Raw genomic sequence first — 21687 nt, 5'->3', positions numbered from 1 at the left:
CCGCGCGACCGATGCTGCAGCCCGCACCACAGCACGAGGAGGTCCAACGGTGACGCTGACGTTCCCCGAGACGCGGGCCACGCCCGCCGGCGAGGCCGAGCCGGGACCGACCGTGTCGAGCCGGCTGCTGGCCGTCCTCGGGTGCTTCGACCTCACGCGGCAGCTGCTCACCCTCACCGAGATCGCCGACTCGACCGGGCTCCCGCTGTCGACGGCGCGCAGGCTGATCGTCGAGCTCGTCAAGTGGGGCGCCCTCGAACGGCTCGCGGACGGGCGCTACCGGGTCGGCACCCGCCTGTGGCGGGTGGGCAACCTCGCCGCCGTGCAGCGCGAGCTCCGCGAGGCCGCCGCCCCCTCCCTCCAGGAGCTCAGCACCGTGAGCGCGGGAACCGCCCAGCTCGCCGTGCTCGACGGCCTGGACGCGCTCTGCATCGACAAGGTCTGCGGGCCCGGCGCCGTCCCGACCGAGACCCATGTCGGCGGGCGGCTCCCGCTGCACGCGACCGCCGTCGGCAAGGTCCTGCTCGCCGGCTCCCCGCCCACGCTGCTCGCCGACCTCGCGCGACGCGGGCTCGAGCGCAGGACGCCCCGCACCCTCGTCGAACCCGGCAGGCTGGCCGCATCCGTCCGCCGCGCCCGCATCAGCGGCGTCGGCACCTCGCAGGAGGAGATGACGATCGGCGCCGCGTCCGTCGCCGCCGCGATCCCGGCCCGGGACGGATCGACGGCCGCGGCGATCGGCCTGGTCGTCCACGCGCACCGCCCGCTCCTGCCACTCGTGCGCGCCGTCACCGCGGCCGCGGAGCAGGTGTCGCGCCGCCTGCGGGACGGCGGCTTCGCGGCCGGCGCGTGATCCGCGCCAGCCGCACTCCAGAGCCGCCGCGACCGCGCCGGCGTACTGCTCGGCGCGACCAAGGGGCACCACACACCGACGAGACGTGCTCGTCCACGAGCCCGGAAGGCCACGACGAGCATCTCGCAGCGCGCCCACCAGATCGGTTGATCTCCCACCCGAGGCCCTCTCGGGCCTCGTCCTGGCCTGCCGTGCAGTCATCGCGGTCGCGAGATCAGCTGCCGGCGGCGCGGTGGTCCGGTTGGGTCCACCACCGAACCCCGTGGTGGCGTGGACGGCCGTCCCCGACTGGAGGGCACGCCCGTTCTCGACGAGCCCGTCACTGCCGGGTGCCTACGCGACCGTCCTGTGGTCCCGAAGCACACCGATCGACATCCACGAAGATCGGTTGTCTGCGCCCCGGCCGGGTTCCGCGGAACCCGGCCCGACCGGAGCTCATGTTCCGCCCGAGTCGCACTCTGCTGTCGTGGTGAGGGCCGTGGCGTGCTGCTCAAGTCGACGACCCGGAGGTCAGAAGCACCGGGCAGTCGTGCCGACCGCGCTGGTGTGCTTCTCGGGTGCCCGTGCGCGTCCCGCGGGACGGTGAGGTCCTGGTGCGCGTAGTGCCGTCGCGTGCTCGTCGACCCCGCGAGGCGCCACGTCGGCAAGATCGTCCTGCACCCGTGACCCACCCGCACGAGTTTGCCGATTTCCTACTTGCTAACCTTTGCAACTGCTGAAGGCGGCAGGACATCGGAGGGCTCGTGGGAATGGCTGCGTCCGCTGCGCGGTGGCGCCGGTGAGCACGCCGCTGTACCAGCTCAAGGCCGAGTTCTTCAAGACGCTGGGCCACCCGGTGCGGATCCGGGTGCTCGAGCTGCTGAGCGAGCGCGAGCACGCCGTCTCCGAGCTGCTCGGCGAGATCGAGATCGAGCCGGCGAACCTGTCCCAGCAGCTCGCGGTGCTGCGCCGGGCCGGGCTGGTGACGACGCGGCGTGAGGGATCGGCCGTGTACTACTCCCTCACCGGCCCACGGGTGTCCGAGCTGCTCGCGGTGGCCCGCTCGATCCTCACCGGGGTCCTGTCCGGTCAGGCGGAGCTGCTCGAGGATCTGCGCTCGTCCTGATCGAGCGGACTGGAGTTTCACGTGTTGAGGTTGTGGCGGAAGATCCGCGCGATCGGACGGGTCGCCGAACCCGCTCCGGACGCGCCGGCGGCGGTCCCGGCTGCGGCGGAATTCTCGGGCTCGGTGCAGATCCGGCACGTGGACGCGGGCTCGTGCAACGGCTGTGAGATCGAGATCGGGGCGGCGTTCGGCCCGGTGTACGACCTGGAGCGGTACGGGGCGCGGCTGGTGGCCTCGCCCCGGCACGCCGACGCGCTGCTCGTCACCGGGCCGGTCACGCGCAACATGGCCGAGCCGCTGCGCCGCACGTACGAGGCGGTGCCGGAGCCGCGCGTCGTGGTCGCGGTGGGCGACTGCGCCCGCAACTGCGGGGTGTTCGCCGAGGCGTACGGCGTTGCCGGGCCGGTGCGGGAGATCGTCCCGGTCGACGTCGAGGTCGCCGGGTGCCCGCCGCGGCCGGAGGCGATCGTCGACGCGGTGCGGTCCGTGACCGGTCGATGAACCTCGTCCAGCTCCTGCTCGGCGCGGCGGTCGTCGCCGGGCTCGGCACCGCGCTGGCGGCCGCCGTCGTGCAGCGTGGGATCCGGCCCCTGGTCGCGGGCGCGGGAGTGGCAGGCACCGGCGCGCTCGGCGCCGCCGCCGGGGTGGCGGCGATGGGCGGCGGCTCGTGGTCGGCGTCCGTTCCGTGGCTGCTGCCGCTGTCGGGCGTCGAGTTCGCGGTCGACGGCCTCGGTGGGCTGTTCATGGCCGTCGGGGGTGCCGTCGCCGTGGCCGCGGGGGTCTACGGGATCGGGTACGCCCGCCACGGGCTCGACGGCCGGCTCGTGCAGGCCGTCGCCCCGCTCTTCGTGCTGGCCGTCCTGCTGGTGCCGGCCGCCGGGGACGTCGGCACGCTGCTGCTCCTCTGGGAGCTGATGGCGCTGACCTCGCTGCTGCTGGTGCTCGCGGAGCACGGCAGGCGCGCCGAGGTGGCCACAGCGGGCCGCTGGTACGCGGTGATGACCCACCTCGGGTTCGCCGCGATCCTGACCGGCCTGCTGGTCCTGGCGTCGTCGGCGGGCGACGGCTCGTTCGCCGCGCTGCGTGCCGAAGAGCTTCCGCCTGGCGTGGCCGGTCTCGGATTCGTGCTGTGCCTGGTCGGGTTCGGGTCGAAGGCCGGGGTCCTGCCGCTGCACGCCTGGCTCCCCCGGGCCCACCCGGAGGCGCCGAGCCACGTGTCGGCGTTGATGTCCGCGGCGATGGTCAACCTCGGCGTGTACGGGATCGTCCGGGTCGGGCTGGACCTGCTCGCAGGCGGGCCGCGGTGGTGGTGGCTCGCGGTGCTGGTGCTCGGAGCCGGGTCCGCGGTGTACGGGATCCTGCAGGCCGCCGTCCGCACCGACCTCAAGCGGCTGCTGGGCTACTCGACGACCGAGAACATGGGGCTGGTCCTGGTCGGAGTGGGCGCGAGCGGGCTCTACGCCGCAGGCGGCGACCGGGTGCTCGCCGCGCTGGCGCTCACCGCGGCGCTGCTGCACGTGTTCACGCACGCCGCGTTCAAGACGCTGCTGTTCCTGGCCGCCGGCTCGGTGGTGCAGGCCACCGGCACCCGCGACCTCGACGCCCTCGGCGGGCTGCGTACCGCGATGCCGGCCACCACGGTGGCGTTCGGCCTCGGCGCGCTCGCGGCGTCCGCGCTGCCACCGGGACCGGCATTCGTGAGCGAGTGGCTGCTCCTGCAGTCGCTGGTCCACGGCCCGGGCACGGCACCGGGTCTCGACGTGCTGGCCTCGATCGTGCTGCCGCTCGCGGTGGCCGCCGTCGCGCTCACGGCCGGGCTCGCGGTGGCCACGTTCGTCAAGGCGTTCGGCGTGGGGTTCCTCGCCCGCCCACGCACCGCCGAGGCGGCCGCGGCCCGGGAGTGCCCGCCGACGATGCTGGCCGGCATGGGCGTCGCCGCGGCGGCGTGCGTTGCACCCGCGCTCGCCCCGACGCTCGTGCTCCCCGCCGTCACGGGCGTGGCGGCGGGAGTGCTGGGCGCGGGCCCGGCCGTACGGGGAGCCCTGACGACGGAGCTGATCGGGGTGCAGGGCGCGATGTCCCCGCTGCTGCTGGTGGCCGCGCTCGCCGTCGCGGTGGCGGCGGTCGTCGGGGCGCTGCGGCTGCTGGCCGCCCGGCGGCCCCGGCAGGCCCGGCTCTGGGACTGCGGCGGCGGGCCGATGTCGCCGCGCATGGAGTACACCGCCACCTCGTTCGCCGAACCGCTGCAACGCGTGTTCGACGACGTGCTCGACCCGGTGCAGGACGTCGACGTCACCCATCACCGGGAGTCGCGCTACCTGGTGTCCGCCGTCGCCTACCGGCGCAGCGTCCCGGACCGGATCGAGACCGGCCTCTACGCACCGGTCCTCGCCGCCACGGCGGCGTGGGGCCGGGCGGGGCGCAGGCTCGCCACCGGGAGCGTGCACCGCTACCTCGGCTACGGCTTCGGCACGCTCTGCGTGCTGCTGGTGCTCCTGGCGGTGACCTGGTGACCGCGCTGGGTGTGGCCGGCGGACTGCTGCAGGCCGTGGTGATCGTGGGCGGAGCCCCGCTGCTGCTCGGGCTGATGCGGCAGGTCAGGGCGCGCCTCGACGGCCGCGTGGGGCCGGGTGTCCTGCAACCGTGGCGCGACCTGCGCAAGCAGCTGCGCAAGGAGTCGATCACCCCGCGCGGCACGAGCGAGATCTTCCGGGTCGCCCCGGTGCTGATGGTGGCGATGACCGTGGTGGTGGCCGTGGTCGTCCCGTTCGTCACGGTGGACTCGCCGCTGCCCGCCGTGGCCGACCTGTTCGTCGTGGTCGCGCTGCTGGCGCACGGCACCGTGATCACGGCGCTCGCGGGGCTGGACACCGGCACCGCGTTCGGCGGGATGGGCGCGAGCCGCGAGGTGACGATCCTCGCGCTGGTCGAGCCCACAGCGCTGGTGGCGATCTTCGCGCTGTCCGTGCCGGTGGGCTCCACGGGACTGCCCGCGATCGTCGGAGCGGGGGTGGCCGATCCGGACCGGATGATCTCCCCCGCCGGCCTGCTCGCCGCGGTGGCGCTCACGCTCGTGGTCGTCGCCGAGACCGGGCGGCTCCCGGTGGACAACCCGGCCACGCACCTGGAGCTCACGATGGTGCACGAGGCGATGGTGCTGGAGTACGCAGGCCCGCGCCTGGCGCTGATCGAGCTCGGCGCCGCCCTGCGGCTCGCGGTCTACCTGGGGTTGGTGGCCACGCTGTTCGTGCCGTGGGCCATCGCCACGAGCGCGGGCGTCGGTGCGCTGGCCCTCGGCGTCGTCGCCTTCGCCGTGAAGGTCGGCGTGCTCGGAGCCGCGTTGGCGGCCGCCGAGGTGTTCCTGGCCAAGCTCCGGCTCTTCCGCGTGCCCGAGCTCCTGGCCGGGTCGTTCCTGCTCGCGCTGCTCGCGGTGACCACCGCGTTCGTCCTGGGGTGACCGTGCACGGGATCGAGATGCTCAACATCGCCGCGGGCGCGCTGCTGCTCACCGCGGTGCTCGTGCTGTGGCGCCGCGAGATCACCATGATCGTGCGGATCTTCGCCCTGCAGGGCGTGGCCCTGGCCGCGCTGGTGGCCGTGCTCGCCTGGGACGAGGGCTCCGCCGAGCTGGCCGTGGTGGCCGCCGGCCTGCTGGTCCTGCGGGGCGTCGTGCTGCCGTGGCTGCTGCGCCGGGCGCTGACGGGGGCGGCGCCCGGCCAGCGGGAGAGCCGCCCCGCGCTGAACGTCGCCGCCTCGCTCCTGGCCGCCGCCGCGCTCACGCTGCTGGCACTCGCGGTCTCGGCGCCGCTCGTGGCGCTCTCCCCCGCACCGGCCACGCGGGCGATCCCGATCGCGATCGCGGTCGTGCTGATCGGCTTCCTCGTGCTCGTCACCCGCAGGCACGCGGTGTCCCAGCTGGTCGGCTTCCTCCTGATGGACAACGGCATCACCGCCGCCGGCTTCCTGAGCAGCGCGGGGATCGGGCTGCTGGTCGAGGTCGGTGTGGCGCTCGACCTGCTCCTCGTGGTGCTCGTGCTGCAGGTGCTCACCGGGCGGATGCGGGAGACGTTCGGCGACACCGACCTCGACGAGCTGCGGGAGCTGCACGACTGATGGACATCCTGCTCGCGGCCGCCCCGCTCGTGATCCCCGCGCTCGGCGCGGCGGTGTACGCGATCGCCGGCTGGCGGCCGGCCACCGCCCACGTGGCCACGGCATCGGCGCTGCTGTCCCTGCTGGTGGCCGTACTGCTGGCGGCCCGGGTCGTCGCGGACGGCCCGATCGCCGTGGCCGCCCTGCTGCGGGTCGACGCGGTCGGCGCGTTCATGCTGATCGTGATCACCGCGGTCGCGGTGCTCGTCGCCGTCGCCACGCCCGCCCACCTGGCCGCGGAGCTCGACGCCGGGCGCATCGGCACCCGCACCGTCACGTGGCACGCGGTGCTCGTGCAGGCCTTCCTCGCCGCGATGGCGCTCGCGGTGACCGCGGCCGACCTCGGTCTGCTGTGGGTCGCGGTGGAGGCCACCACGATCATCACCGCGTTCCTGGTGGGGCAGCGCCGCACGCGCGCCGCCGTCGAGGCCGCGTGGAAGTACGTCGTGATCTGCTCCGCCGGGATCGCGCTGGCCCTGCTCGGGATCGTGGTGCTGGGGCACGCCTCGGCGCACTCCCGCACCGGCGCCGGCCTCGACTGGGCGGCGCTGGCGCTCGCCGCGCCGCAGCTCGATCCCGCGGTCACCCGCATCGCCGTCGTGCTGCTGATCGTCGGCTTCGGCACGAAGGCCGGCCTCGCGCCCCTGCACGCCTGGCTGCCCGACGCGCACAGCCAGGCCCCCGCCCCGGTGTCGGCGCTGATGTCCGGGGTGCTGCTCGCGGTGGCGTTCTCCGCGGTGCTGCGGGTGAAGGTGATCTCCGACGGGGCGCTCGGCCCCGGGTTCGCCCGCGGGCTGCTGATCGCCGCCGCGATCGCGTCGCTGCTGGTGGCGGCCTCCCTGCTCATCGCACAACGTGACTACAAGCGCATGCTCGCCTACTCCAGCATCGAGCACATGGGGCTGCTCGCGCTCGGCGCGGCGGCGGGTGGCCCGCTCGCCACCGCGGCCGTCCTGCTGCACGTGCTCGGCCACGGCCTCGCCAAGTGCGTGCTGTTCCTCGGCGCCGGCCGGCTCCTGCAGACCACCGGCACCAGCCGCATCGACGGCGTCCGCGGCCTGGCCGCGCGGCAACCGGTCCTCGCCGGTGCCGTCGGCGCCGGCGTGCTCGCGCTGCTCGGGCTCCCGCCGTTCAGCCTGTTCGCCAGCGAGCTCGGGATCGTCAGCGCGGGGTTCGGCACCGGCATCGGCTGGGCCGCGGCGGCCGCCCTGGTGCTCGTCGTCGTCATCGGCGCCGCGCTGGTCACCCACACCGGCCGGATGCTCCTGGGCGCGGCACCCGAGGGCCCCGGTGCGGCCCCCGCACCCCTCGTGCTCCCGCGCAGCACGGCCGCCGCGCTGATCGTCGGCCTGGCCGGGTGCGCGGTGCTGGGGATCACCGCCGGGCCGCTGTCCGTCCTGCTCGAACACGCCGCCGCGACCCTCGGGGGCATCCGATGACCGGCTCCACCACCGCGCCCGCCGACCCGGTGACCATCACCCCGGACGACCTGCCCGCCCGGGCGGCGGAGCTGTTCGCCCACGGCGCGCGGCTCGCGCTCGTCGCAGGGCACGACGACCGGCCGGCCGGCGCCGGGCTGCGCGCCGTGTACCTGTTCACCGGTGGCGACACCGGTGGCCGCACCGAACTCCACGTTCCGCTGGACCCGGCGCACCCGCACGTGCCCAGCCTGGCCGCGCTGTCGTTCCCGGCCGGCCGCTTCGAGCGGGAGATGCGCGACCTGTTCGGGATCGTGCCCGACGGGCACCCGCTCCCCCGCCGGCTCGTGCGGCACTTCCACTGGCCGCAGGGCTGGTACCCGATGCTCGCCGACGCCGGCCCGCCCCCGGAGTTCGGCGACGTCGACGGCCCGTACCCGTTCCGCCGGGTCGAGGGGCCGGGCGTCTACGAGATCCCCGTCGGGCCGGTGCACGCCGGCATGATCGGGCCGGGCCACTTCCGGTTCTCCGTGGTGGGCGAGACCATCCTCAAGCTCAAGGCCCGCCTCTGGTTCGTACACCGCGGCGTCGAGAAGCTCGTGCAGGGGCGCAGGCCCGCCGATGCGCTCCCGGTGGCGGAACGGATCAGCGGCGACACCACCGCGGGCCACACGCTCGCGTTCTGCCAGGCCGTCGAGGACGCGCTCGGGATCACCGTCAGCGAGGACGTCCGCCGGATGCGCGCGATCGTGCTCGAGCTCGAACGGCTCTACAACCACGTCGCCGACATCGGCGCCCTCTGCAACGACGTCGGCCACGCCATCCTCAACACCCACGCGAGCCGGATCCGCGAGCGGCTGCTGCGCCTGAACGAGCAGGTCACCGGCCACCGGCTGCTCCGCGGTGCGATCGGCATCGGAACCGCCACCGCCACCCGGCTGCCCGACCCGGCCGAGCTGGCCGCCGTCGTCGCGGACATCGGGGACGTCGTCGACCTCGCCCTCGGCCACAGCGTCGTGCGCGACCGGTTCGCCGGCACCGCCGTGCTCACCCGGGAGCAGGCCGTCGACCTCGGCACCCTCGGCTACGTCGCCCGCGCGAGCGGCGTCGACGTCGACGCCCGGCGCGACCACCCCACGCTCACCACCGGGTTCTCCCGCCCGACCCACCAGCACACCGGCGGCGACGTCCTCGCGCGGTTCTGCATGCGTGCCGACGAGATCACCGAGTCGGCGGCCATGATCACGACACTGGTCGACCACCTGGGCGCCCGGCCGGCGGCCGGCTCCGAAGTTCAGGAAAGCCACATTCAGGGCCGGAGAGGGCCTGAATGTGGCTTTCCAGAACCACGGGGGCGCGGCGGCGTGGGCATCGTCGAGGGCTGGCGCGGCACGATCGTGCACCGGGTGGAGCTCGCGGCCGACGGCACCCTCACCCGGCTCAAGGTGGTGGACCCGAGCTTCTTCAACTGGCCCGCGCTGCCGGTGGCGCTCGCCGACACGATCGTTCCCGACTTCCCGCTGGTCAACAAGAGCTTCAACCTCTCATACGCGGGCAACGACCTCTGAGGCCGCTCGTCCGCCCCGTACGAACGGCACCTTCGTCCCGCTCTATCGGACGGGAGTGCCGCTCGTACGACGCGGCCGTTCGAGTGCACGGGGCCCGCACCCGCTCACGATCGCGGGACCCCGGGCGAGACAGAACGTCATGAGCACCAGTGACGGCATCCCGGCGGCGGCCCGCGCGGGCACGGACCCGCTGAGGAGGACCGCGCTGGTCGCCGGGGTGTTCTACCTGCTGACCTTCGTCTCGATCCCGACCCTCGCCCTCTACGGCCCCGTCCGCGAGCCGGGGTACATCACCGGCCCCGGCCCGGATACCCCGGTGATCGTCGGCGGCGTCCTGGAGATGGTCGTGGCGCTCGCCGGCATCGGCACGGCCGTCGTGCTGTACCCGGTCGTGAAGCGGCAGAACGAGGCCGCCGCGCTGGGCTTCGTCGGAACGCGGGTCCTCGAGGCCGGCACGATCGTCATGTGCGTCGTGAGCCTGTTGTCGGTGGTGAGCCTGCGCAGGGCCGGCGCCGGGGCCGACGCGTTGCCCACCGCCCAGGCGCTGGTCGCCTTCCACGACTGGGTCTTCCTCCTCGGCCAGGGCACGATCCCGGCCGTGAACGCCCTGCTGCTGGGCTCCCTGCTGTACCGGTCGCGCCTCGTGCCACGCGTGCTCCCGGTGCTCGGCCTGATCGGGGCACCGCTGCTCCTCGCCTCCGTCGCCGCCACGCTGTTCGACGTCTGGGGGCAGGTCTCGGCGATGTCGGCGCTGTGCGCCCTGCCGATCGCCGTGTGGGAGTTCTCGCTGGGCGTCTACCTGCTCGTCGCGGGATTCCGGCCCTCGCCCGTCATCGCCGGGACGCCGCTTGGTAATCAGAGCGAGATCAGCGGAAACGACGACGAAACGATCCGCATCTAAAGTCCTGCCCACGACGAGGTCCCGACGTGGATGAGGAGGTGGACCGGGTGAAGTACTTCTCCCGCATCACCTTCACCACGGCGGACTGCCTCCGCGCGGCGTCGCTGCGGCGCCCGCGGCTGGCCCTCCTGTCGGTCGAGATGAGCAGAGGGATGGGCGCGGTCGCCCCTCGGGCCTGACCGCCACACGCTCCACCGCGTCGCCGCGCCATCCGGCGCCCGACGCCACACCGCCGGTTCCCGCCCCTCGAACCGGCGGGCCCCTCCCTTCCCCTCCCCGCTCCGGATCCGTGCACGTGCCGCTCGGCATACACGCGCGGATCCGTTCGACCGTGAGGAAGCGATGTCCACACTTCCCCTCGTCAGCCTGTCCCGTGCACTCTCGAGCGATTCCGAACGCCGGGCGGAGGCCCGCGCGATCGACGCGGCCAACCGCACCGTCGGGTTCCTGGTGCTCACCGACCACGGCGTGGCCGCAGACCTCGTCGACGACCTGTACCGGGTCACCGCGGAGTTCTTCGCCCTGCCCGCCGAGATCAAGAACCGCTACGTCACCGCGAACCGGGCTGCCAGCCGCGGCTACGTGCCGCCCAAGGTGCGGTCGCTGGCCGCCACCCGCGAGCGGATGGACGGGGGTGACCTCGTCGAACTGTTCGCCGCCGGGCTCCCGCACGTCCCGGACGACCCGTACTTCTCCCCGGAACACGCGGGCATCAACTTCCGGCCGAACGTGTGGCCGGCCGAGATCCCTCGCTTCCGCGCGGTGTGGGAGACCTACTACGACGCCATGCAGGCGCTGGCGGCGCAGCTGATGAGCCTGTTCGCCACGGCGCTGGACCTGCCTGCGGACTTCTTCGACGACAAGATCGACCGGCACATCAGCAACCTGTTCGCCAACCACTACCCGCCGATCCTCGAGCAGCCCGCTCCCGGCCAGATCCGGGTGGGCGAGCACACCGACTACGGCAGCCTCACCCTGCTGCACCAGCGTGACGAGGTGGGCGGGCTCGAGGTCCACGTCGGCGGGCGGTGGGTCCCGGTGGAGCCGATGGCGGGCGCGTACGTCGTGAACATCGGCGACCTGATGGCGCGCTGGACCAACGACCGCTGGATCTCGACGCTGCACCGCGTCCAGAACCCCCCACCGGAACGGCTGTCGATGGGACGCCTGTCGTTCCCGTTCTTCTGCCAGCCGAACTACGACACCGTGATCGAGGCGCTCCCGTCCTGCGTCGGCCCCGCGCAGCCGCCGCGGTACCCGCCGATCTCCTCCGGCGAGAACATGATCCGCAAGACGGAGCGGAGCTTCAGTGGAGGGAACACCCGATGAGCCACCGCACGTCCACCCCTTCGACCGTCAACCGCCTCGGCGCCGTCCTCGTCGCAGTCCTGGTGCTCGCGCTGTCCGCGTGCGGCGGGGCGGCCTCCTCCGGTGGTGAGTCCGCGCAGCGGACCATCGCCATCTCCTTCCCGAACTACGCACGAACACCCGCCTTGCAGGTCGAGATGGAGGCCGCCGAGGAGCGGGCGGCCGCACGCGGGTACCGGCTCGTGCTGGACGACCCGGGCTCCGATCTGGACAAGCAGGTCAGCACCATCCAGACCTGGATCCCGCAGCGCTACGCGGCGATCATCGCCGTGGCGCTCGACGCGAAGGCTCTGGAGGGGGTGGCCAAGCAGGCGACCGCCGCGGGCGTCAAGTGGATCACCTACGGCTCGGCGCTGCAGAACCAGACCGGTGAGGTCGACATGCAGCAGCAGGCCGGCGGCCGGGTGCTCGGTGAAATGGCCGCGACCTGGTTCAACGAGCAGCGCGGCGGCACCGGGAAGGTCGCGATCTTCGGCTACGACGAGGGCGAGTGGGCCCGCGCCAGGGTCGAGGGCATCGAGGCGGCACTGCGGGAGAAGGCGCCCCGGGTGGAGGTGGTCGCCCGGCAGAACGCCCTGTCGGAGACCGAGGGGGTCGACGCCGCGGCGAACCTGCTGCAGGCCCACCCGGATCTCAACGGCTTCCTCGCGGTAGAGGACTCCGCGACGTTCGGCGCGCTGAAGGCGCTGCCCGACCCGAAGAGCCCGGACATGTTCCTCGGCGGGATGGACGGCACGAAGGAATCGCTCGAGACGATAGCCGCCGGGGACACCGCCTACCGCGCCTCGGCCGCGCTCGACCTCGTCGCGATCGGGGCCGGGATGGTCGACGTCGCCGCCAACGCAGCCGAGGGCACGGGTCCGACGACCTACTCGGTGAGCTACCTGCCCGCGACCGCCGGCAGCCCGGAGCTCGAGCAGGCACTCGCCCGCTGGGCGTAGCCGTCCCCGAATGGAGCGAGAAGTGGCCCTCATCGTCAGGTCCCTGCACAAGAGCTACGAGGGCGTGCCGGTCCTGCGGGGCGTGGACCTCACCGTCGGCGACGGCGAGATCCACGCCCTGCTCGGAGCGAACGGCGCCGGGAAGTCGACGGTCATCAGGTGCCTGTCCGGTGCCGAGCGGCCGGACAGCGGCACCGTCACGGTGGCGGGGCGCACCCATTCCGCGCTGACCCCCGCCGAGGCGCGACGCGAGGGCATCGCCGTCATCCACCAGACGCCGACCGTGGCGCTGAGCCTCGACGTCGCGGAGAACGTGACGCTGGGCGTCGAGCCGCGCCGGGGTCCGTTCCGGCGGCGGCGGGCGGCCCGGGAGCAGGCCGCCTCCGCGCTGGCCGACCTCGGTTCCGAGCTCGGCCCGCGGGACGACCCCACCACGCTGGGCAACGCGGGCCTGCAGGTCATCGAGATCGCGAAGGCCATGGTGCGAAACCCGCGCGTGCTGATCCTCGACGAGCCGACGGCCGCGCTGACCGAGCGCGAGGTCGAGCGGCTCGCCGAGCGGATGCGCCGGTTGAAGGCGCGCGGGCTTCCGTTGTTGTTCGTGACGCACCGCCTCACCGAGGCGCTCGAGCTGGCCGACCGGGTCACCGTGCTGCGCGACGGGCGCGTGGTGCTGTCCGCACCCGCGGCCGAGCTGAACAAAGGGGATCTCGTCACGGCGATCGCCGGCCGCCGGCAGGCCCAGGCCCGCGACCGGCCCCGCCGGGTCTCCGAGGTCCGCCCTTCGCTCGAGGTGCGCGGGCTCGCCGGGCCCGGCTTCGGCCCCGTCGACCTCACGGTCGGCGAGGGCGAGATCGTCGGGCTGTACGGGCTCGTCGGCGCCGGGCGCACCGAGCTCCTGGAGACGCTCGCGGGCGCCCGGCGGGCGACGGCGGGAGGGGCGAGGATCGCCGGGGAGCGGCTGTCGTTGCGTTCACCGGCTGCGGTGCTGGGCCAGGGCGTGGCGCTCGTGCCGTCCGACCGGCTGCGCACGAGCATCTTCCCGACGCTCCCCGCCGCCGACAACGTCCTGCTCCCCAGCTACGCCCACCTCGCCCGGGCGGGCACCGCCCGCGACCGCCGCGCCGAGCGGACCCTGTTCGGAGCGGTGGCCGGGGCGATGTCGCTCGCACCGAACCGCCCCCACCTCGCGGCCGGCCGCTACTCCGGCGGCAACCAGCAGAAGCTCGTGATCGGGCGGTGGCTCAACCCGCGGACCGGCTGCCGCCTCCTGCTCCTCGACGAACCGACCGACGGCGTCGACGTCGCCGCCCGGGCCGAGCTCTACGCCGCGCTGCGCCGGTTCGTCACCACGGGCGGCACGGCCGCATTGCTCGCCTCCTCCGAGCCGGAGGAGCTGCTGGCGGTGGCCGACCGCGTGATCGTGCTCGCCCGCGGCCGGATCTCCGGCGTGCTGCAACGCACCGACCTCGACGAACACACGCTGCTCGAACTGGCCCACGCCGGCGAGCAGCACTGACGGAGCAGCACTGACGGGAGAACACGATGTCCCCCCTCCACCACCGGCTCCTGCGGCCCCAATCGGTCTCCAACGCGGTGCTCGCCGTCGCGCTCGTGGCGCTCGCCGCCTACTTCACGTCCCGGACCAGCACCTTCCTGTCGCCGGACAACGTCGTGATCCTGGCGAACAACGCCGCGGCGCTCGGCGTCGTCGTCGTGCCCTTCGCGCTGCTGGTGATCTCCGGAAACATCGACTTCTCGGTCGGGTCGACCGCGGGCCTGTCCGGCATGGTCCTCGCGCTCGCCGTCACCCGCTGGGGCCTCTCGGAGGTCGCGGGGATCGCGCTCGCCCTGCTGGTGGCCACCGCCATCGGCGTGGTCAACGCCGTGCTCTGCGTCGTGCTGCGCTTCAACCCCATCATCGTCACGCTCGGCATGCTGGGCGCGATCCGCGGAGGGACCCTGCTGGTGCAGGAGGACCAGATCTACGGCATCGGCCCGCTCGTGGAGTCCCTCGGCACCGGCACGCTGCTGGGCATCCCGTACACGCTCTGCGCCGCCATCGCGATGTTCCTGCTCGGCGCCGCCTTCCTGACCCTCACCCCGGCCGGACGCCACGTCTTCGCGATCGGCGTGAACCGCCACGCGGCGTACCTGTCGGCGCTGCCGGTGCGGGCGCTCCCGTTCGCGCTCTACGTCGTGACCGGCTTCAGCGCGGGCCTCGCCGGGCTGGTGTTCGCGGCCCGGCTCAACGGGGTGTCGCCCGCCGTGACCGGTGAGGGCATGGAGTTCGCCGTGCTCACGATCGTCCTGCTCGGCGGGGTCGCCTTCGCCGGCGGACGGGGGAACCTGTTCGGGGTGCTGATCGCCTGGCTGTTCCTCGCGACCCTGCAGAACGGCCTCGTCCTCACCAATGTCACCCCGTACGTGCAGACCGCGTCCGCCGGGGTCGCTCTCGTGCTCGCCGCCGCGCTCGACCGCCTCGGCGCCACGGTCATCCCGCGCCTGCTCCTGCGCGCCGCCCCCGCCGCCGATGCCCAACCCGACCGCCGGGGACCCGCCGTCGTCGCCGCCCCGCCGCCCGCGCGGATACCCGACGACCAGAAGGTCCCCTGACCCCGCTCCCCGACCCCGAGGACGCCGTGCACCTGCTGCTGACGAACTGCAACACCACCGAGGCGATGACGGAGGACATGGCCGCCGCCGCGCGCACGGCCGCGACCCCCGGGACCGAGATCACCGCACTGACGCCCGCGTGGGGACCGGAGTCCTGCGAGGGCTGGCTCGACAGCTTCATCAGCGCCGCGGCCGTGCTCGACGCGCTGACCACCGCTCCGGAGGCCGTCGGCCCGTTCGACGCGGTGGTCATGTCGGGGTTCGGTGAGCACGGGCGCCAGGCCGCGCGCGAACTGCTCGACGTGCCCGTCGTCGACATCACGGAAGCCGCGGCGCACCTCGCACTGCTGATCGGCGAGCGCTTCGCCGTGGTCACCTCGCTGAGCCGCACGGCGCCGCTGATCGAGGAGAGCCTGCGCGGCAGCGGCCTGATCGAGCGGTGCCACGCGATCGACGCCGTCGACCTGCCGGTGCTCGCGCTCGACGCCGACCCAGACCGCACCGCCGCGGCGTTCGCCGGCCCGGCCCGCGCTGCCGTCGCCGCCGGCGCCGACGTCATCGTGCTGGGCTGCGCCGGCATGGCCGGGCTCCGCGAGCGTCTCGAGGCCGACTGCGGCGTGCCCGTCGTCGACGGGGTCGGGGCGGCCGTCGTGCTCGCCGAGGGACTGGTGAGGCTGGCGCTCGTGACCGGCCGGGCCCACGGGTACGCCCACCCGCTGCCCAAGGTGCGCAGGGGCTGGCCGGTCTCGGCTGCGCTCGGCCGCAGCGCGGTCGTCCACCGCCCGCCCGCGTACCGGTCCTGAGGATGGCTGTGCCGCCCCGGGTGCAGCGCGACCTGGTTGGTGTGCAGGACCTCGGCGGCCGCGCTACCGCTCGTCGATGACGTCGCTGCGGTCCTGGGGCAGCACGAGTTCGGGCACCTGGGCGAAGTGCCAGCCGTCGGCGGTCCTGGTGAACGTCCAGACCACGTCGAAGCGGTCGTCCGGCCAGTCCTTCGGCGGGGTGGGGGTGACACCGGGGAAGGCGTCGGCGATGGCGGGCAGCTCGCCGTGCTGCCAGCTGATCAGCGTCGGTCCCGGGCCCGCGATCACCGCGTCGACGAGATCCTCCTCGTCGCCCTTGCCGTAGTCGGTGTTCACCGTGATGCCCAGCCGCGCGGCGAGCGGCGCGACCGTCTCGCGGGTGCGGGCACCCTCACCGTCGTCGTTGGCCCCGGCCGCGTAGATCGCCACCGGGCGGGCGAGCCCGGCACGCGGAGCACCCGACGGCGGGTCGAACAGCTCGGCCAGCCGTTCGGCCCGCTGCCAGCCGACGGCGGTGAGGGAGCTGTCGTCCTCGTCGCCCTGCGCGTCGATGCCGGGGTGCGACCCGTCCGGCTTCTCGCCGTGCCGGATCACCATCACCACGGTGCCCACCGGGGCGGTGTCCGGCGCCGCGCCGCCGGGCGACGCCGTGGGCACCGGCTGCCCGCCGCCGGAGCAGGCGGCCAGCACGGCCGCGAGCACCACGGTGACGAGTGCCACGAGCACCCGCCGCACCGGTTCCACTCCCGTTCGCATCGTTCACCCCACCACCGGGTCGGACCGGTTCTCGCCACCGGAGCCGCTGGAGACGAGGGCCGCCGCCGGTGCTGCCGGGATCTCCCTCGGGCCGGGCGGCTCCTCGACGATTACCACCTCGCCGGCCGGCTCGGGCTCGTCCCGGCGGACGACGCCGGTGCCGGGTCGGTACCGCACGTCGACGGACGTGTGCCTGCGGCCCAGGTCGACCTCGGTGACCTCGTGGTACATGACCCTCCCGCCCAGCTCGCGTTCGAGGTCGGCCACGAGCACCGCGTCGTCGTCGTACACCTTCCTCAGATGGACGTCCACGCGGCGCGACCGCTCGCGCAGCGCCCTGCTGTCGAACACGGCCATCGTCACCAGCAGCAGGGCGTTGAGCACCACCTGCAGTGCGCGGTCGGCCACGTCCATCCCGTTGAGCAGGCCCATCACGAGCGCGACGAAGTAGTAGGCCACCTCCTGCTGGGTCACCGCGCTGGACCGCAACCGGACGATCGAGAGGATCGCGAAGAGCCCGAAGCCGACGGCGATGTCCACCTGCACGGTGCTCAGCAGCGACATCACCACGAAGATGCCGATGTTGAGCGTGACGTAGGACAGCAGCAGGTCCGCACGCCAGTGCCGGCGGAAGTAGAGCACGTAGGCCATCAGCATGATGGCCACGAGGTCGATCACGAGGTCGATCACGAAGCCGGAGTACCTCGCGATGGCTTCGCCGGCCAGAACACCGATATTCACCGTTCGACTCCCCAGGTCATCGGCGGCGTGCGGGGGAATCGGACAACCCCGTCACGCGGTCACCCCTCGCGTCGCTGTAGCAGCTCACCGAGCAAACACCACAACAACGTAGCGCTTAGCTGGTTTGGCAACACATAGGTGTGACGTGCGAGTCAGCGCCCGGCCTTGAGGAGCTCTCAGCGGCGGCCGATGCCGCCGAGCAGGATCTCCACGGCGAGGTCGGCCGCCCGGCCGGTGTCGAGTTCGGGGAACTGCCGGGCCAGCAGGCTCACCGTGCTGTAGAGCAGGGCGTGCGCCACCCCGTCCGGCAGGTCGTCCCGGATCAGCCCCTCGTCCTGGGCGCGCCGCACGAAGGCCTCGACCTGCGCGCGCTGCGCGCGGGACCGCTCCGCGAGGCCGTCCGAGCACGCCATCTGGTCGTGGGCCACCGGGTAGCGGTGGTTGACCGCGACGACCCCCTCGACGAGCCGGTGCAGGGCCACCCCGACCGGCGCCTGGGCGAGCCTGCTCTCGGCGAGGACGTCGTCGAGCGCGTCGAGCTTCGCCTCGAACACCGCACAGAGCAGCGCATCCCGGTTGGGGAACCGCCGGTACACGGTGCGCCGGTCCACGCCCGCGGCGGCGGCGATGGCGCCGACGCTCGTTCCTGGATCGTCGGCCAGCAGCCGCGCTCCGGCCTCGAGCACCGCATCGAGATTGCGAGCTGCATCTGCGCGCATCGGACACCTCCTGAGGGCACCGTGTGGCAAGTAGTGATCCTTACGTCACACCGATGAGCCTACATTGGTCAGAACCGCTACGTTCCTGTGGTGGTTCACGGTCGACCTGTCACGGTCCTGACTCGGGTCCACCGCTGACCGTTCGGCGGGCAGAGCAGCCCTTCGCGGCCCTGCTCGCACGCAGGCCGAACGCCCAGGCATCGGAGACGACATGTCCGTGTTGGTGATCGCGGTCATCCTGACCGCGCTGGCCTTCGACTTCACCAATGGCTTCCACGACACCGCCAACGCGATGGCGACCTCGATCGCCACCGGGGCCCTGCGTCCCCGGGTCGCGGTGCTGCTGGCTGGGGCGTTGAACCTGATCGGCGCCTTCCTGTCCGTGCAGGTCGCGCTGACGATCTCCAGCGGCCTGGTGGACGAGGCCCGCATCACGCCGCAGGTGATCTTCGGGGCCCTGTCCGGTGCGATCCTGTGGAACCTGCTCACGTGGCTGGCCGGGCTGCCGTCGAGTTCGTCGCACGCCCTGTTCGGTGGCCTGATCGGGGGCACGTGGGTGTTCGCCGGGTCCGGCGCGATCCACCTCTCCACCGTGGTCGACATGGTGCTCGTGCCGCTGGCCCTCTCGCCGGTGGTGGCCGGCCTGGTGGCGCTGGCCGCCACCTGGATCGCCTACCGCATCGCCGCCCTCGGCGACCGCCGCACGATCGCCCGGGGCTTCCGCAACGCGCAGGTGGTGTCGGCGTCGATGGTCGCGCTGGCCCACGGCACGAACGACGCGCAGAAGACCATGGGCGTGATCACCCTGACGCTGATCACCGTGGGCCTGCTCCCGGCCCGCTCCGCTCCCCCGCTCTGGGTGGTGCTGCTGTGCGGGGCGGCCATCGCCGCGGGCACCGCGATGGGTGGCTGGCGGATCATCCGGACCCTCGGCCACCGGATCAGCACCATCGAGAGCACCCAGGGGTTCGTGGCGGAGGCCGCGAGCACCGCGGTCATCCTCAGCTCGGCCAACCTGGGCTTCGCCCTGTCGACCACGCAGGTCACCACCGGGGCCGTGCTCGGCAGCGCGACCGGTGGCCGTCCGGGCAGCGTCCGGTGGAGCGTGGCGGCCACGATGCTCGGCGGCTGGCTGCTGACCCTGCCCGCCGCGGCCGTCCTCGGGGCGCTGGCCGCCTGGACGGCGTCCCGGGGGACCGTCGGCACCGTGGTGGTCGGCGGCACCCTCGTCGTGCTCGCCGTCCTCATCCGCCTGATCGCCCGGCACAGGCCGGTCACCGCCGCCAGCGTCAACGACGCGCCATCCGCCCAGCCCACCGTCGCCGCGCCCGCGCGCGCGGCCGCATGAGAGCAGGAGCCGGCCCGATGATCCACTGGGGATCGCTGCTCGTCGTCCAGCTCGTGTCGTTCGGGGCGACCGTCGCGGTCGTCGGGCTGATCGCACTGGCCCTGGTCGGCCTGTCCGCCCGGGCACCGGCCTCGGCGGGACAGCGGGAGACCGCGTTCTCAACCCGCTCCGGCACGGCCGTCGGCGCGATCTGCCTGCTCGTCGCGGGGGCGATCGTGCTGTTCGGCCTGTGGGAGATCATCGCCCGCTGACGGTTGGAGACCGAACCCCATGGCAGACGCCGACAACCCACCGGCCCCGATCCGCCCGCAGGTCATCATGATCATCCGGCACGCGGAGAAGCCGCTGCCCACCGGACCCCGGGCGGGCATCAGCCCGTCGGGGCGGAAGGACAAGCGCTCCCTCACCGTCGACGGCTGGCAGCGCGCGGGAGCACTGGTCGAACTCTTCGCCCCGATGCGCGGCCACCCGCCGGCGGGCCTGTGGCGCCCGGCCGCCGTCTACGCCGCCGCGGCGCGCCACGGCCGCAGCAAACGCTCGATCGAGACGGTCGAGCCGCTCGCAAGACGGCTGGGACTCGAGGTGGACCACCGCTACGAACCCGGCCAGGAGGCGGAGCTGGCCGCCGAGCTCGCCTGCCGCGCCGGCGCCACCCTCGTGTCCTGGCACCACAAGTCCCTCAGCAGGATCGTCGGCAACCTCGAGCGGCTCACCGGCGCCATCACCCCGGCACCGCCGCCGCTGTGGCCCGCCGACCGCTACGACATGGTCTGGGTGTTCGCCCGCGCCGGGGACGGGTGGCGCTTCGCGCAGGTCCCCCAGCTGCTCCTCCCTGGAGACCGGCCGCTCCCCATCGCCGCCTAGCCCGATCGTGGAAGGGAGACTGTGCAGCATCTCGGGCTGGATCGCGGCCGGCCCGGCGCCTACACCTCGACGACGACCTTCCCGAAGGGCCCGGCGTCGAGCCGGTCGAACGCGGCCGGGAGCTCCGCGAGCGGGAACCGGCTGTCGACCACGGGCGTGAGCCCGGCGCGGTCGACGGCGCGGACGAGGTCCTCGAGGGCCCGGCGGTGGCCGGTGCCGATGCCCTGGACGGTGACGTCCTTGAGCATCAGCGGCATCACGGGGGTGGCGGCCTCGAAGCCGTCGAGCGCCCCGATCATCGAGACGCGGCCACCCACCGCCACCACCCGCACCGCCTTTCCCAGGTGCGCCCCACCGACGATCTCCAGGACGTGGTCGGCTCCGCGGTCCCCGGTGAGCCCGAGGACGGTCTCGACCCAGTCCGGGCCGCGACGGTCGACGCCGTGCACGGCGCCGAGCGCCTTCGCGCGCTCGAGCTTGTCCGCGCTCGCGACGACGATGACCTCCGCACCCTGCATCACCGCGATCTGGATGCCGAACAGGGCCACTCCCCCGGTGCCTTCGACCAGCACGCTCTCACCGGCGTGCACCCCGCCCCGCTCGACGAGCGCGAACCACGCGGTCAGTCCGGCGCAGGGCAGGGTGGCGGCCTCGGCGTGCCCCAGCGTCAGCGGAGCGGCGACGAACCAGCTCTCCGGGAAGGCGACGTACTCCGCGAGCACGCCCGGGTAGTACCCACCGAGCGTCCGGTACGACGGGGTACGCGCATCCCCGCCCCGCAGGCCGTCCTGCCAGTCCGGGGTGGGGATGGAGATCACGCGGTCCCCGACGTCGAAGCGGGTGGCCCCGTCGCCGACCGCCACCACCGTGCCGGACAGGTCGGAGCCCGGGGTGAAGGGGAAGGCGAGCGGGAGCCCACGACCGCTGCCGACCACCATCGCGTCCCGGTGGTTCAGCGCGACCGCGGCCACCTCCACGAGGATCTCGCCCGCTTCCGGCTTGGGCACCGGCACCTGCCGCAGCTCCAGCCGACCTCGCCCGATGCCGTCCATCTCCCAGCGCAGCATGATTCCCTTCGATGTCCTTTCCTCTGGTCACGTGACCTGCTCATGCGCGTCGCCAGACCGGCAGCGACCTGGCCGGGTCGTCCGGGAACCGCAGCACCACCCGCGCGCCGATCGGCAGCTGTGCGTCGGCCCGGCGCAGCCGCCCGGGCAGCCGCACCCCCTCGTCGAGGTCGACCAGTGCCACGGCGTACGGCACCTCCTCGGCGGGCCGGCCGTCGAAGGGAATGTCCACCGTGCACCGGGCGTAGAGCGTGCCGCCCCCACCCGCGTCGATCCACGAGACGTCGGCAGACCAGCACGCTGGGCACCAGCGCCGGGGGAAGAAGAACGCCTTGTCGCAGGTCCCGCAGAACGGGATGCGCAGCCGGCCCTGGGCGAGCCCTTCCCAGTACGGTTCGGACACCGCCGAGGCCGCGCACTCCGCGGGCGCGAGCGGGACGTGGTCGTACACGGACATCCGGTTCTCC

23 protein-coding genes are annotated in these 21687 nt (G+C 73.5%); 18 read left to right on the top strand and 5 right to left on the bottom strand.

Annotation, left to right across the window (positions count from 1 at the left end):
• The first annotated feature begins 49 nt into the window (after positions 1-49).
• From ACFPL3_RS28490 to ACFPL3_RS28420, 15 genes are all read left to right on the top strand, one after another.
• On the top strand, positions 50-853 hold the full coding sequence (locus ACFPL3_RS28490; protein WP_343944588.1) for an IclR family transcriptional regulator: 804 nt from the start codon (positions 50-52) through the stop codon (positions 851-853).
• 778 nt (positions 854-1631) lie between these two features.
• On the top strand, positions 1632-1958 hold the full coding sequence (locus ACFPL3_RS28485) for an ArsR/SmtB family transcription factor (protein ID WP_343944589.1): 327 nt from the start codon (positions 1632-1634) through the stop codon (positions 1956-1958).
• 21 nt (positions 1959-1979) lie between these two features.
• A complete protein-coding gene (locus ACFPL3_RS28480) occupies positions 1980-2459 on the top strand; it encodes an NADH-quinone oxidoreductase subunit B family protein (RefSeq protein WP_343944590.1) in 480 nt (159 codons plus the stop codon).
• A complete protein-coding gene (locus ACFPL3_RS28475; RefSeq protein WP_379589738.1) occupies positions 2456-4471 on the top strand; it encodes a proton-conducting transporter transmembrane domain-containing protein in 2016 nt (671 codons plus the stop codon). Before ACFPL3_RS28480 ends, ACFPL3_RS28475 begins: the two co-directional genes overlap by 4 nt.
• Positions 4468-5415 carry a respiratory chain complex I subunit 1 family protein gene (locus ACFPL3_RS28470; protein ID WP_343944592.1) on the top strand — a complete coding sequence of 316 codons (948 nt, stop codon included), beginning with the start codon at positions 4468-4470 and terminating at the stop codon, positions 5413-5415. The genes ACFPL3_RS28475 and ACFPL3_RS28470 overlap by 4 nt, the downstream gene beginning before the upstream one ends.
• The gene (locus tag ACFPL3_RS28465; RefSeq protein ID WP_343944593.1) at positions 5412-6071 is read left to right on the top strand and encodes a hypothetical protein; all 660 of its coding nucleotides are present in this window, start codon (positions 5412-5414) and stop codon (positions 6069-6071) included. Before ACFPL3_RS28470 ends, ACFPL3_RS28465 begins: the two co-directional genes overlap by 4 nt.
• A complete protein-coding gene (locus ACFPL3_RS28460; RefSeq protein ID WP_343944594.1) occupies positions 6071-7549 on the top strand; it encodes a proton-conducting transporter transmembrane domain-containing protein in 1479 nt (492 codons plus the stop codon). The genes ACFPL3_RS28465 and ACFPL3_RS28460 overlap by 1 nt, the downstream gene beginning before the upstream one ends.
• A complete protein-coding gene (locus ACFPL3_RS28455; RefSeq protein WP_343944595.1) occupies positions 7546-9096 on the top strand; it encodes a hydrogenase large subunit in 1551 nt (516 codons plus the stop codon). Before ACFPL3_RS28460 ends, ACFPL3_RS28455 begins: the two co-directional genes overlap by 4 nt.
• A 139-nt stretch (positions 9097-9235) precedes the next feature.
• Positions 9236-9997 (top strand): DUF4386 domain-containing protein, encoded by a 762-nt coding sequence (locus ACFPL3_RS28450; protein ID WP_343944596.1) that lies wholly within the window; start codon positions 9236-9238, stop codon positions 9995-9997.
• Between the two features lie 26 nt (positions 9998-10023).
• A complete protein-coding gene (locus tag ACFPL3_RS28445) occupies positions 10024-10176 on the top strand; it encodes a hypothetical protein (RefSeq protein ID WP_343944597.1) in 153 nt (50 codons plus the stop codon).
• 163 nt (positions 10177-10339) lie between these two features.
• Complete coding sequence (locus tag ACFPL3_RS28440) at positions 10340-11326, top strand: isopenicillin N synthase family dioxygenase (RefSeq protein ID WP_343944598.1); 987 nt, start codon at positions 10340-10342, stop codon at positions 11324-11326.
• Positions 11323-12306: a sugar ABC transporter substrate-binding protein gene (locus ACFPL3_RS28435; RefSeq protein ID WP_343944599.1), complete on the top strand. Its 984-nt coding sequence runs from the start codon at positions 11323-11325 to the stop codon at positions 12304-12306. Before ACFPL3_RS28440 ends, ACFPL3_RS28435 begins: the two co-directional genes overlap by 4 nt.
• Before the next feature lie 22 nt (positions 12307-12328).
• Positions 12329-13825, top strand: coding sequence for a sugar ABC transporter ATP-binding protein (locus ACFPL3_RS28430; protein ID WP_343944600.1), 1497 nt, complete (start codon positions 12329-12331; stop codon positions 13823-13825).
• A 26-nt stretch (positions 13826-13851) separates the two neighbouring features.
• Positions 13852-14922, top strand: coding sequence for an ABC transporter permease (locus tag ACFPL3_RS28425; RefSeq protein ID WP_343944601.1), 1071 nt, complete (start codon positions 13852-13854; stop codon positions 14920-14922).
• A gap of 26 nt (positions 14923-14948) precedes the next feature.
• Positions 14949-15725 carry an aspartate/glutamate racemase family protein gene (locus ACFPL3_RS28420; RefSeq protein WP_343944602.1) on the top strand — a complete coding sequence of 259 codons (777 nt, stop codon included), beginning with the start codon at positions 14949-14951 and terminating at the stop codon, positions 15723-15725.
• A gap of 63 nt (positions 15726-15788) precedes the next feature.
• Here ACFPL3_RS28420 and ACFPL3_RS28415 read toward each other — a convergent pair whose 3' ends face one another.
• From ACFPL3_RS28415 to ACFPL3_RS28405, 3 genes are all read right to left on the bottom strand, one after another.
• Positions 15789-16481, bottom strand: a complete 693-nt coding sequence (locus ACFPL3_RS28415) for a histidine phosphatase family protein (RefSeq protein WP_343944603.1) — start codon at positions 16479-16481, stop codon at positions 15789-15791.
• A 3-nt stretch (positions 16482-16484) separates the two neighbouring features.
• Positions 16485-17222 (bottom strand): DUF4956 domain-containing protein, encoded by a 738-nt coding sequence (locus ACFPL3_RS28410; protein WP_343944604.1) that lies wholly within the window; start codon positions 17220-17222, stop codon positions 16485-16487.
• Between the two features lie 176 nt (positions 17223-17398).
• A complete protein-coding gene (locus ACFPL3_RS28405; RefSeq protein WP_343944605.1) occupies positions 17399-17941 on the bottom strand; it encodes a TetR/AcrR family transcriptional regulator in 543 nt (180 codons plus the stop codon).
• A gap of 211 nt (positions 17942-18152) precedes the next feature.
• Between ACFPL3_RS28405 and ACFPL3_RS28400 the strand changes: the two genes are divergently transcribed.
• The 3 genes from ACFPL3_RS28400 to ACFPL3_RS28390 are packed head-to-tail and all read left to right on the top strand — an operon-like array spanning position 18153 to position 20153.
• A complete protein-coding gene (locus ACFPL3_RS28400) occupies positions 18153-19289 on the top strand; it encodes an inorganic phosphate transporter (RefSeq protein WP_343944606.1) in 1137 nt (378 codons plus the stop codon).
• 17 nt (positions 19290-19306) lie between these two features.
• Positions 19307-19540, top strand: coding sequence for a hypothetical protein (locus ACFPL3_RS28395; protein ID WP_343944607.1), 234 nt, complete (start codon positions 19307-19309; stop codon positions 19538-19540).
• Positions 19541-19559: 19 nt separating this feature from the next.
• Positions 19560-20153, top strand: a complete 594-nt coding sequence (locus ACFPL3_RS28390; RefSeq protein ID WP_343944608.1) for a hypothetical protein — start codon at positions 19560-19562, stop codon at positions 20151-20153.
• Positions 20154-20212: 59 nt separating this feature from the next.
• Here ACFPL3_RS28390 and ACFPL3_RS28385 read toward each other — a convergent pair whose 3' ends face one another.
• Positions 20213-21220 carry a zinc-dependent alcohol dehydrogenase family protein gene (locus ACFPL3_RS28385; RefSeq protein WP_343944609.1) on the bottom strand — a complete coding sequence of 336 codons (1008 nt, stop codon included), beginning with the start codon at positions 21218-21220 and terminating at the stop codon, positions 20213-20215.
• A gap of 40 nt (positions 21221-21260) precedes the next feature.
• Positions 21261-21677, bottom strand: a complete 417-nt coding sequence (locus ACFPL3_RS28380; protein ID WP_343944610.1) for a Zn-ribbon domain-containing OB-fold protein — start codon at positions 21675-21677, stop codon at positions 21261-21263.
• Between the last annotated feature and the right edge of the window lie 10 nt (positions 21678-21687).

It is taken from the genome of Pseudonocardia zijingensis, assembly GCF_042657305.1.
GTDB classification, from domain to species: domain Bacteria; phylum Actinomycetota; class Actinomycetes; order Mycobacteriales; family Pseudonocardiaceae; genus Pseudonocardia; species Pseudonocardia zijingensis.
The sequence above is the reverse complement of the archived record's forward strand: the minus strand, read 5'-3'. Positions and strand labels throughout refer to the sequence as shown.